General features: G+C 36.8%; 12 protein-coding genes and 2 pseudogenes. 9 read left to right on the plus strand and 5 right to left on the minus strand.

What is annotated here, in order from left to right; all coding sequences use genetic code 11:
- Window positions 1-8 precede the first annotated feature (8 nt).
- On the plus strand, window positions 9-440 hold the full coding sequence (locus tag A3835_03695; protein ID ORI08638.1) for a peptide deformylase: 432 nt from the start codon (window positions 9-11) through the stop codon (window positions 438-440).
- The gene (locus tag A3835_03700; protein ORI08639.1) at window positions 431-832 is read left to right on the plus strand and encodes a flagellar protein FlaH; all 402 of its coding nucleotides are present in this window, start codon (window positions 431-433) and stop codon (window positions 830-832) included. Before A3835_03695 ends, A3835_03700 begins: the two co-directional genes overlap by 10 nt.
- A 238-nt stretch (window positions 833-1,070) precedes the next feature.
- On the opposite strand, the gene A3835_03705 is transcribed toward A3835_03700, so the two are convergent.
- The 5 genes and pseudogenes from A3835_03705 to A3835_03725 form a co-directional block, all read right to left on the minus strand.
- Window positions 1,071-1,940, minus strand: a complete 870-nt coding sequence (locus tag A3835_03705) for a protease (protein ORI08640.1) — start codon at window positions 1,938-1,940, stop codon at window positions 1,071-1,073.
- Window positions 1,941-1,948: 8 nt separating this feature from the next.
- Window positions 1,949-2,314, minus strand: a complete 366-nt coding sequence (locus A3835_03710; protein ID ORI08641.1) for a hypothetical protein — start codon at window positions 2,312-2,314, stop codon at window positions 1,949-1,951.
- Complete coding sequence (locus A3835_03715; protein ORI08642.1) at window positions 2,311-2,505, minus strand: hypothetical protein; 195 nt, start codon at window positions 2,503-2,505, stop codon at window positions 2,311-2,313. Before A3835_03715 ends, A3835_03710 begins: the two co-directional genes overlap by 4 nt.
- Window positions 2,502-3,067, minus strand: a pseudogene (locus A3835_03720) (16S rRNA (guanine(527)-N(7))-methyltransferase RsmG). The gene A3835_03715 and the pseudogene A3835_03720 overlap by 4 nt, the downstream one beginning before the upstream one ends.
- Window positions 3,067-3,630: a GTP cyclohydrolase II gene (locus A3835_03725; protein ORI08643.1), complete on the minus strand. Its 564-nt coding sequence runs from the start codon at window positions 3,628-3,630 to the stop codon at window positions 3,067-3,069. The pseudogene A3835_03720 and the gene A3835_03725 overlap by 1 nt, the downstream one beginning before the upstream one ends.
- 68 nt (window positions 3,631-3,698) lie before the next feature.
- Between A3835_03725 and A3835_03730 the strand changes: the two genes are divergently transcribed.
- The 7 genes and pseudogenes from A3835_03730 to A3835_03760 all read left to right on the plus strand — a co-directional run bounded on the left by A3835_03730 (window position 3,699) and on the right by A3835_03760 (window position 11,832).
- On the plus strand, window positions 3,699-4,670 hold the full coding sequence (locus A3835_03730; GenBank protein ID ORI08644.1) for a delta-aminolevulinic acid dehydratase: 972 nt from the start codon (window positions 3,699-3,701) through the stop codon (window positions 4,668-4,670).
- A 1-nt stretch (window position 4,671) separates the two neighbouring features.
- Window positions 4,672-5,589 (plus strand): ornithine carbamoyltransferase, encoded by a 918-nt coding sequence (locus A3835_03735; GenBank protein ORI08645.1) that lies wholly within the window; start codon window positions 4,672-4,674, stop codon window positions 5,587-5,589.
- Window positions 5,586-6,071: a hypothetical protein gene (locus tag A3835_03740; protein ID ORI08646.1), complete on the plus strand. Its 486-nt coding sequence runs from the start codon at window positions 5,586-5,588 to the stop codon at window positions 6,069-6,071. Before A3835_03735 ends, A3835_03740 begins: the two co-directional genes overlap by 4 nt.
- Window positions 6,064-7,425, plus strand: a complete 1,362-nt coding sequence (locus A3835_03745) for a coproporphyrinogen III oxidase (GenBank protein ID ORI08647.1) — start codon at window positions 6,064-6,066, stop codon at window positions 7,423-7,425. The genes A3835_03740 and A3835_03745 overlap by 8 nt, the downstream gene beginning before the upstream one ends.
- Before the next feature lie 116 nt (window positions 7,426-7,541).
- A complete protein-coding gene (locus A3835_03750) occupies window positions 7,542-9,212 on the plus strand; it encodes a long-chain fatty acid--CoA ligase (protein ID ORI08648.1) in 1,671 nt (556 codons plus the stop codon).
- 83 nt (window positions 9,213-9,295) lie between these two features.
- Window positions 9,296-9,886 (plus strand): annotated as a pseudogene (locus A3835_03755) (transglutaminase).
- Complete coding sequence (locus tag A3835_03760; protein ID ORI08649.1) at window positions 9,883-11,832, plus strand: diguanylate cyclase; 1,950 nt, start codon at window positions 9,883-9,885, stop codon at window positions 11,830-11,832. Before A3835_03755 ends, A3835_03760 begins: the two are co-directional and overlap by 4 nt.
- Window position 11,833 lies beyond the last annotated feature (1 nt).

Below are 11,833 nucleotides of genomic sequence, written 5' to 3' on the forward strand. Positions count from 1 at the left end.
GGAAATATGTGAAAAAGATCGTTTTATTAGCTCTTGCTAGCCTTGCTTTTGGCGTACAAGAGAGCGAGTTTAAAATTTATGAGCAGATATTAAATCAGCTTGATACTAAGCAGATCCCAGTCTTTGTCGTCCAAACTGCAAAGCCAAATTTACCAAGCAGGGTCGATGAGATGATTACGCTAAAAGATGTGAGTAGTAGCGGGCTAAACATACATGGCGAGTTTGTCTTAAACGAGACTAAGACAAAGAGGATAAAAGGCTACAACAAAGCTCAAATTTTAGCTTTAAAAGATGAGTTTTATAAAAATGGAAAAGATGCGCTTTGTAACTCAGGTATGGCTAGAGCTGTGCTAAATCGTGGCATCACACTAAGTGGTAGCTATGGCTTTGAGGGTAGGCATTTTTTTGATATAAATTTGGATAAAAGCAGTTGCGAATAGTCCTTTTTTTACTATTTTTTTGCTCGCTTGCCCTGGCTCTTACGCCAGATATGGCAGCGAAAAATCACGCAACTTACTACAAAAAAAAGCTCCCATTTATCTGTACGCCAACACTGACACTTAATGATATCTTAAATGTAGGTGATACGCTCATCTATAGATATGCTGTCAAACACGCAAGAAAACAAGAAATCAAAAGGCTTGAAGAGAAAGAGCTTTTAGCATTTATCGAAGCTATCAAAAAAGAGAATCTGCGAACTGCTTGCAAAGATAAAGAAATTTTAAATATGCTAAGTATCGGTGTTACCTTGGATGAGCTTTTCTATTCAGAAAATGGTGAGCTGATTTTTGAGTACACTATAGAAGATCGTGACTGCAAGAAAGTGCAGTGAAATTTGGGGCTACAATTCAGTTTTTGATTATAAAATTTTGATCTTTTTGCAAAATTTAAAATTCCATTTACTCATAAGAATCGACTACTGATTTTAAGCTTCGAAAAGTTTGCCACTAAAATCAGAGCCTAAATTACTCACTCATGAAATTTAAAATTTTTGTAAATTTATAAATTTAAAGCCAAAAAAGATGGTAAAAAGAAGAAATTTAGCCCAAATTTTACTAGAACTAAATTTTCTACATGCCTCTTTTTATCTCTTGCTCAAGTTTTTCAAGCTCAGCAATCCTATCGCTAGTGCTTGGGTGCGTTCTAAAAAGTACGCCAAGCTTGTTAGTTAGCGAGCCAAATGGATTTACGATAAACATATGAGCACTTTGTTCGCTTGCATTTTGCATGATGTAAGAATTTGAGTAGCTCTCAAGCTTTCTTATAGCGCTTGCAAGCCACTCTGGATGTCCTGTTAGGTAGGCAGCACCCTTGTCTGCCTTGTACTCGCGCTCTCTTGAGATCGCCATTTGTATGATTGTGGCGGCTATTGGCATGAGTATAGCAAGTGCTAGCATAACGATGGCATTACCGCCACCTCTTCTTGAACCGCCACTCTGCCCAGCAATACCACCAACCTTAGCAAAATTTGCAAGCATCGCGATAGCTCCAGCTAGTATGGCAGCGATTGAACCAGTTAGGATGTCGTAGTGCCTTACGTGGCTTAGCTCGTGAGCTAGTACGCCCTCGATCTCGTTTTCATTTAAAATTTTTAAAAGCCCCTCGGTTACTGCAACGGCTGCATGGCTTGGGTTTCTGCCCGTGGCAAAGGCATTTGGTACCTCTTCTGGGATGATGTAAATTTTTGGCATAGGCAAATTCGCCTTTTGTGTGAGGCGTGAGACGATCTCGTAAAGGCCGTGAGCGTTGCTCTCATCGACTGGGATGGCGTTATATCTTTTTAGCACGAGCTTGTCGCTGAAAAAGTAAGAAAATAAGTTCATGCCAGCCGCCATCAAAAAGGCGATCATCATGCCATGCTCACCTCCAATATATCCGCCAACAGCGATAAAAATTAGCATTAAAGTAACCATTAAAAAAGCGGTTTTAAAAATTTCCATTTCTTTCCTTATTCTTTTATAGCGCTTGACAAGACCGCAGCATCGATGTTAAATTTTGCAAGCTGTGCTAGCTCGCTTTCATCTTTTATCAAAACAGCTATAAGTGCGTCAAATAGATAACTCTCAGCAATCTTTGCTAGATCTTTTGCAGTGTCAATATCGGCAATAATAAATTTTGCTCCAGCCGCGTTTGCGACGATAGCTTCGTTTATGTCATTTGCGATGATGCTAAAGCTTGCTCCAACTTCTAGCGCCCTTTTTATGAAATTTCTATCAAATTTAAAGAGATTTTGCCTACCGTTTGAAATTTCATCTTCGCTTTTGCAAAGAAATAGTGGCTCAAATTTGATCAGTTCATCGCCTAAAATTTTCATCTCTCACCCTTTATGCACTCTTTGCAGATGTATTTTCCGTCTCTTAGCACCATTTGATCGATGTCGCTAAAGACACCGCATTTGCTGCACTCTTCGAAGTTGCTGCTGCTTATCTTGTCGCTTTTTTTTCTATTTTTAAAAAAAATGATGTAAATCGCAACCAAAATCGCTACAAAAAGCAAGTATTTCAACGTATCTCCCCTTGATTTTTGAGATTAAAAAATATGTAGTTTCTGTTTTTTTCATTATAAATTTGCGCGTTGATGCCTGAAATTTCATCCATGACGCTTGAGCCTTTGTAGATGAGAAATTTAGTGCTCTCATCATAAATCCCTCGCAAATTTTTATAAGCTCTTTTGTCTTGCTAAGTGCCCTTGAGGTGATGAGATCAGCCGTAAATTTATCTGCAAGCTCGATCTTTTGGCTATGAACTTCTAAATTTTCTATGTCAAGCTCGATCTTAGCGTAGCTTAGAAATGATGACTTTTTGGCTATCGGCTCAAAAAGGTGCCACTTCGTTTGAGGTATCGCAAGCGCTAAAAATATCGCTGGAAAGCCAGCTCCGCTACCAACATCGATCGCAGTTTTAGCACTTAGATCAAAAATTTCAAGCGGCTTTATGCTATCAAGCACCTGCTCGCTTATGTCTTTATAATTGCTTAAGCTATGAACTTTGTTAAATTTAGCAAAAATTTGAGCGTAAGCCTTTACTTTTTCGTCAAATTCAGCTGGCAAACAAAGCTCATTTTTCATCACAAGATGTGTCCCATTTGCTCTTTTTTGACCTTTAAGTAGCCTTCATTAAATTTATTTGGCTTGATGACGATAGGCACGCGTTTTACGATCTTTACTGAGCTTAGTCCGTGAAGTTTTAATGGGTTATTTGTGAGCAAATTTACCTCTTTTATGCCGTAGTAATTTAGGATAAAATCAACCACTTCGTATGTCCTCTCATCAGCCTTAAAACCTAGCTGGTGATTGGCTTCTATCGTGTCAAGGCCCTTATCTTGGAGGCTATAAGCATTTATCTTGTTTAAAAGCCCGATATTTCTGCCCTCTTGACGAAGATAGATGACCATGCCACCATTTTCTTCAATATACTTTAGGCTCGCTTCAAGCTGGTCACGGCAGTCACATTTTAGGCTTCCGATCGCATCGCCAGTTAGGCATTCGGAGTGAATTCTAATGTTTACGACTTCATTTAGTGGTTCTTTGAAGATAGCTAAATGTTCTTTAGCTCCTTCTTTGAAGGCTTGAACCTTGTAAGCCCCAAATCTTGAAGGCAGATTTGCTACATTTGAAATTTCTATTTTCATTTTAAATTTACTCCAACTATGCTAAACTAGCTAAAAATCAAGCATTTTAACAAAGAAAAGGCAAAAATATGTTTAAACGTTTTAGAAGATTGAGAATAAATCCAGCCCTAAGAGATATGATAAGAGAGACGAGCCTTAGCGTAAATGACTTTATTTATCCACTGTTTGTAGTCGAGGGCAAAGGCGTTAAAAACGAGATCGCTTCGATGCCAGGCGTCTATCAAATGAGTATCGATGAAATTTTAAAAGAGTGTGAAGAGATAGTAAATTTAGGCATAAAATCGATCATTTTATTTGGCATACCAAGCCTAAAAGATAGCGTTGGTAGCGACGCACTAAGTAATGACGGCATCATCGCAACTGCGCTTCGTGCCATAAAAGATAAATTCCCAAATTTAGTAGTCGTCACCGATCTTTGCTTTTGCGAATATACAGACCATGGCCACTGCGGCATAATTGACCACGTGCATAACACCATCGACAACGACGCAACGCTTGAAATTTCAGCCAAGCAAGCCTTGATACACGCTCAAAATGGCGCCGACATGATCGCGCCAAGTGGCATGATGGACGGCATCATCGCAACGCTAAGAGAGACACTTGATAGCAATGGCTTTGAAAATTTACCAGTGATGGCATACTCAACCAAATTTGCTTCAGCCTACTACGGGCCATTTCGTGACGTAGCGCAAAGTGCACCAAGCTTTGGCGATAGAAAGAGCTACCAAATGGACAGTGCAAACCGCTTGGAGGCGATCAACGAGAGCTTGCAAGACGAGGCTCAGGGTGCTGATATCTTGATGGTAAAGCCAGCACTTGCCTATCTTGACGTCATTAGAGAGCTTAGAAATTTAACCCTTCTTCCGATCTGTGTATATAACGTAAGTGGCGAGTATGCACTGCTAAAAGCTGGTGCAAAAGCTGGCATCATCGACTATGATCGCGTTATGATGGAGACGCTCGTTGGCTTTAAAAGAGCAGGAGCAAATTTAATAATCTCATACCACGCAAAAGAAGCAGCTAAAATTTTAAGGGGCTAAGATGAGGCATTTTTTGACGCTAAATGACTTTAGTAAAGATGAAATTTTACAGATGATAAATTTAGCTCGAAAGATAAAAAAAGAGGCGAAAGCTAGAGAATTTAAGCCATACCTTAAGGACCAAAAGCTTGCGATGATATTTGAAAAAAGCTCAACTAGAACTAGAGTGAGCTTTGATGTGGGCATGCATGAGCTTGGCGGGTATGCGCTATTTTTAAGTAAAAATGATATACAAATAGGACGCGGCGAGCCAATCCGTGACACTGCTAGAGTGATAAGCAGGATGTGCGACATGGCTATGCTAAGGGTCGATAAGCATGAAACGCTAGAAGAATTTGCTAAATTTTCAAGCGTGCCAGTTATAAATGGCTTAAGTGATAAATTTCACCCAGTGCAGCTTATGGCGGATTATCTCACGATGCTAGAATTTAGCGCAGGAGAGAAGGTCGCGTACGTAGGAGATGGCAACAACATGACTCACTCGTGGCTCATGCTAGCAAGTAAGCTAGGACTTGAGCTAAGAGTTGCCACACCAAAAGGCTACGAGGCGGACGCTGAAATTTTAAAGATAGCCGAGAAAAACGCAAAAATTTCAGGTGCGAAAATTTTTATCACAAATGATATAAAAGAAGCGGTAAATGGTACCGATGTAGTGACTACGGATACTTGGGTATCGATGGGTCAAGAGGCCGAGAAAGAAAAGAGGTTAAAAGACTTTGCTGGATACTGCGTGGATGAAAATCTGATGAGCTTAGCTAAAAAAGACGCGATATTTTTGCACTGCTTGCCAGCTTATAGGGGCTACGAGGTGAGCGAGGCGATTTTTGAGAAGCACGCAGATGAAATTTTTAGCGAGGCTGAAAACAGACTTCATGCCCAAAAAGGCGTGATGGTCTGGCTGGATGAGAGAAGAAGATGAGCAAAGAGAAAAATATATATGATGAGATAGATGAGATCGGCAATAACCTTGGGCTGAGTAGCCCTGAAAAAACGATCTTTGAGATAGTTTCAACCAAAAATCCAAATGAGCATATTTTAAATTTAAAAAGTGGCTCTTGGGACTCAAAAGAGCCGTGGTTTGGTATTGATGAAAATCAAAATTTACACACGGTAATCTCTGTAAAATCGCTTTCAGCTTTGATCGAGGCCTTAAAAGAGTCTCAAAAAGAAAATTTTGATCTAAGGCTTGAAAAGACGATCTGGCAAAACATTCCGGTTGATTTTAGCGATGTTTGGGTGGTTGCTATGGATGAGATCAAAAAGATCGCAAGCGATAAAAAAAGTAGACAATTTAATATTGATCTTGACAAACTGGTAAAAAATATCAAAAAAGAGCACCCAAATTTATTTGTAGACATAAAAGAGGTGATTCAAATGGCAAGGAGTAGGGCAGATGATTGATTTTAGTGCTTATGTGAAGTATTCAAGGCCAGGGCCAAGATATACGAGCTATCCGACAGCACCAGAGTTTGGCGATAAATTTAGCTATGAAGCTTATATAAAAGAGCTTGAAAATCGTGATCTAAATCGACCGCTTTCGCTTTATTTGCACCTGCCATTTTGCAGGAGTGCTTGTTATTTTTGTGGCTGTAATGTCATTTACACGAGCAAAGAGGACCGCAAAGAGAAATATATAAGATATATAGAAAAAGAGCTTGAAATTTTAGCTCGCTACCTGGACACCAGCTCCGAGGTCTTACAGATGCACTTTGGCGGCGGCACACCAACATTTTATAATGCCGCTCAGCTTGATGAGATCATAAAACTAATCAAATCTAAATTTAAAAATTTCTCAAAGGAGGCTGAGATAAGCTGTGAGATAGATCCGAGATTTTTAACAAACGAGCAGCTTGATGTGCTCATATCTCATGGCTTTAACCGCATAAGCTACGGCGTACAAGACTTTGATGAAAAGGTGCAAAAAGAAATTCATAGAATTCAGCCCTATGAGATCACCCAAAATGCTGTAAAAATGGCTAGAGAGAAGGGCATAAAATCAATCAATATGGACCTGATCTACGGTCTTCCATATCAAAGTCTAGATAGCTTTAAAAAGACGCTTGAGCTAGCCCTCACACTTGATCCTGATAGGCTTGCAGTCTTTAACTACGCTCATGTGCCATGGATAAAAAAATCAATGCGTAAATTTGATGAAACCACATTGCCAAATCCAGAAGTAAAGCTTGAAATTTTAAAATTTACAGCTGAGTTTTTAACTAAAAATGGCTACAAAATGATAGGTATGGATCACTTCGCAAAGCCAAATGATGAGCTTTTTGGTGCTCTTGCAAATGGTACTTTGCATAGAAATTTTCAAGGTTATACGACAAAGGGTGGCGCTGATCTTATTGGTGTAGGCGTGACAAGTATCGGTGAGTGCAAAAGGCACTACGCACAAAATCATAAAGACATGGATGAGTATGAAAAGGCGATCGATAGTGGAAAATTGCCATATGCAAAGGGAATTTATCTAAACGATGAAGATCTACTTAGAAAGAGTGTGATTATGAACTTAATGAGTAATTTTGGGCTTGATATTAAAGCCATCGAGAATGAATTTCATATAAATTTCTTTGAACACTTTAAGGATGAGCTTGAGGAGCTTAAAAATTTAAGCGAATTTGTCAATGTTACAGCAGATAAAATTAGTGTAAATGAAACTGGAACACTAATAATACGCAATATTGCAATGTGTTTTGATGAATATCTAAAGAAAATTCCTGAGAATTTAAGGCGTTTTTCTAAAACTATATAAAAATTATTTTTTTGTCATAAGATATTTAAAATGCATTTAATATTTCTTGGTGTATAATTCGTATCAAAATTTAAGTATAGACTTAATAATAAAAATAAGGTAAAAGGATCTTAGTTATGAAAAAGATGTTAGCAATTAGTGCTTTGGCAGCAACTGTACTGTCAGCTCAAGATGTTCCTTATAGGATTTTTCTAGCTTCATTTGCACAAGATGATAATCAGGCTATAATCGACAGTGCTATTAATAAAGTTAATAGTAAAATTTCTGATAGTAGGCTGACCACAGGTATCTATGAGGTTGGTGGACGAAAATTTTTATATATTGACACAACTCCAGTCTCTGAGGATGAAGCTAATAGTCTATTAGTTAAAGTTCAAAACGAATCAGGCTATAAAGATGCTTTAATGAGAGCAAAAGCACCTGTGGCTGATACTCAAGTAACAAAAAAATCTAATATAGAACAAGCTATATCAACTGAAGTAAAACCAGTAGCACAAGTTGATGATGGAGTTTTGACTTTAGATCAAGTTATAAAGACTATTTTAAATGAAAATCCAAGTTTAAAAGCTACAGAATTTAACTATCTACAAGTTGGTAAAGATCTAAAAATAGCAAAAAATGCCTATTATCCAACACTTGACGCTGCTGCTAGAGTTGGATATGAGAAAAAACGCCTTGATGATGGAGTTTCTACAAGAAGAGGAGATGGAAGAATTTCTGGCACATCTCTAACCTTAGTTGAAAATTTATACAATGGTGGTGCTGATAAAAATAGAATAAATTCTCAAAGCGCAAGGCTTGATTCAGCTGCTTATTCAGTAGCACAAGCTGCAGATAGACTTACATTAAATGCTGCAAATGCTTACTTACAAGTTCTTCAAACTAAGAGAATTTTAGACATCGAAGAAGAAAACGTAAAGAGTCATGAGGAAATTTATAGCCAAATTAAAGATAGAGCAAGATCAGGTTATGGCGTAGCTTCCGAAGAGAGACAAGCTGGATCGCGCTATACTCTAGCTCAATCAAACTATACAGCCGCTAAAAATAACTATGAAGATGCACTTTCTACATTTGAGAAATTATATGGAAAAAAAGTTGCAGCTAAAAATTTAGTAATGCCTGAGTTTAGCCTTCCTTTGCCTAGCACAAAAGAAGCTGTTTATAACAAAGCAATTCTTTGCAATCCGTCACTTTTGGTTCAAAAATCAAATATTGCTATGGCAGAATCAGTTGTAAAAGAGAAAAATGCGCCATTCTTGCCAAAACTAGATCTTGTTGTATCTGGCGCGTATGATCATTCAAATGTTTTATATGACAATTATGAAGAACAAACATTTGACGCACTTTTAAGACTAAACTATAACCTTTACAATAAAGGCAATGATAAACTAGATAAAGAAAAAAGCCAGCTTGCTGTTCAACAAGAGCAACAAACTTTGGATAATCTTGTAAGAGAGCTTAAAGAATCTTTGGAATTTTCATGGCAAAATTATGTTCTTAACCAAGAAAAAATGGGATATCTAAATCAACACGTTGAATATGCTAAAGCTACACTTGATGCTTATCAGGATGAATTTAGAATCGGTCGTCGTGATCTTATAAACTTGCTTGATGCTGAAAATGAATATAACTCTGCATTAAAAGAGATTGCTACAACTGAGACAGCACTATCTTATGCGAAATACAGACTATTAGATAATATGGGAATGATCTCAGATAGCTTTGAACCAGGTTTTGCCAAGAGATACATTCAAGGTGCTTGCAGCATTCAAAACGATTTAAGATAAAAATGTAAAAGTAATGACCATGAGGGTCAAGACAAATTTTTGGACGCTTATTGTAAGCGTCCTTTTTATTATTAGCAAGTGCTATTGGAGATTTTATAAAATCAACAACTATAGCAAAGGTAGCTAAAATTTATGGAGAAGATGCAAGAAGAAGAGCCTCTGCTCTAAATTCTTTAATGACTTCATTGCAAGATGCAACTGAACAAGAGAAATTAATAAAAGTAAATGACTTTTTTAACTCTTTTAGATGGGTTGATGATATGCAGCTTTGGCACAAAAAGGATTATTGGGCTACTAGAATGGAATTTATAGGAAAAGGTGCTGGTGACTGCGAAGACTACGTTATCGCAAAATATTTTACACTAAAGCAGCTAGGAATTCCAACTCAAAAATTATACTTCACATATGTTAAAGCCTTAAGATACAATCAAGCTCATATGGTTTTAGCATACTACGATACACCAAAATCTATTCCATTAATTTTAGATAACATAAATGGTAAAATAAAAATCGCAACTCAAAGAACAGACCTTGTTCCGGTTTATAGTTTTAATGGTGATTCGCTATACTTGGCAAAACAAGAAGGTCTTGGTCAAGCAATACCAGGTGGAAATAAAAAACAAAATCCTAAGTGGATGGAACTAATAGATAGGATAGGAAAAGAGGATTTATGACGCTATTTAAACAAATTATGATCGCCGTGATAACTTTTGGTATCATGATTTTTATGGCTGTTGGCTACTTAAATTTTAAGAGCCTAAATGGATATATTAATGACCAGCTTGGTGAAAACGCAAGACATACAGCAAATTCGCTTGGACTTGCTTTAAAGCCTATTATTGATCCAGATGACATGTCCTTGGCTCAAACAATGATAAATTCTATGTTTGACAGTGGCAGATACAAGCTTATCAAGCTTGAAGATGTCGATGGTAAGGTTCTTATTGAAAATTCTCAACAAACTGTTGTTAAAGATATTCCCGAGTGGTTTTACAAAATAGCCAAGTTCGAAGCGCCAATAGCAGATAGCGAGATTATGACTGGCTGGGCAAAATTTGGCACGCTTTATGTTCAAGGTAGCACCGCACTTGCCTACAATGAGCTTTATACTAACTCAAAAAATATTTTTAATTTTCTTCTTCTAATGATAATTGTCACTCTTGTGGTGGCATATTTTGCTCTAAAAGCTATTTTTAGACCGCTTATGAAGGTTCAAGATCAGGCTGAGGCCATACTTGATAATAAATTTATTATTCAAAAAAGAATTCCATTTACAGCCGATCTTAAAAAAATGGTTCTAGCTATGAACTCTATGGTTAGTAAGGTAAAAGACATTTTTGAGAGAGAGGCGGCCACACTCAGTAAATATCAAGAGCTTTTATATAAAGATACAATGAGCGGTGCTAATAACAGAAGATTTTTTCAAACTAAATTTAGTGAGTATCTAGCAAGTGAAGAATATTCAAGTGGTGTTACTCTACTTGTTAGTTTTAAAGATCTAATAAATTTAAAAAGTACGCTTGGTTTTGAAAAATGGCAAAGCGTTATAATGAAAATAGCTCAAATTTTACAAGAGAAATCAATTCATAATGATAAAAATGCGATTGTTGCAAGGCTTAACGATAATGATTTCATTGTACTTTCGTATGGTAGAAATTCGTCAAATTTCTTGGCTCTATGTGATGAAATTATGAACGAGTTTAAAAAGCTTTATGCAAATTTTGCACTAAATGATAGCGAGTATCCAGTAAATGCTGCGATAGTTGAGTATTCACCAAATTCTGATATCAAGACACTTCTTACTTCAGCCGACGTTACATTGGCTAGCTCAAGACTTGCTGGAAGCTTTACGTATAAGGTATTTAATGAAAATCAAAATGCTTTAGTGATTGGTAAAGAGAAGTATAAAGAGCTTATTTTTGACTCAATAAAAGAAGATGAATTTAAATTTGCAGCTCAAAAAGTGATTGATCTTAATTCAAATTTTGAGCAGTATGAGCTTTATTTGAGGCTTGTTGATAAAGATGGCGTATGGCGTATGGCCTCATATTTCATGCCGATGGTAAATGAGTTAAATTTAGGCGCGATGCTTGATCTTCATATCTTAAATAGGGTAGCTAGAATTTTACCGGAGAATATCTTACCAAGTGGCAACTTGGCCATAAATTTGGGCAAAGAGATATTAAACTCAGATGAAAATTTTTCAAAACTCGAAGCTACACTTAAAAAGATAAGTCAGATTTCGAAATATAAAAACTATATAGAAATTCCAAATAAAGACGATATTAGCATAGAAAGTATAGTTAAGCTTACTAAAAAATTAAAAGAACTTGGCTTTGGATTTGGTTTTGACCACTTCGAGCTTAACGCAAAAGGTATTGAGAAACTAAAAGAATTTAACCCTGATTATGTAAAAATTCAGTCAAATGTTTTGATTGACTTCTTAAGTGATAAGTCAGGAGTAAACACAAAACAATCACTTGATGTTGTTTTAAGTTCAAAAGACATCATTTTGATTGCAATCGGCGTTGAAGGCGAAGAGCAGAAGAAAAAGTTAATCGATCTTGGCATTAAAAATATGCAAGGAATTTATATAGATGAAATTAAGAACATTGGATGAT

The organism is Campylobacter concisus (assembly GCA_002092835.1).
Lineage (GTDB): Bacteria > Campylobacterota > Campylobacteria > Campylobacterales > Campylobacteraceae > Campylobacter_A > Campylobacter_A concisus_K.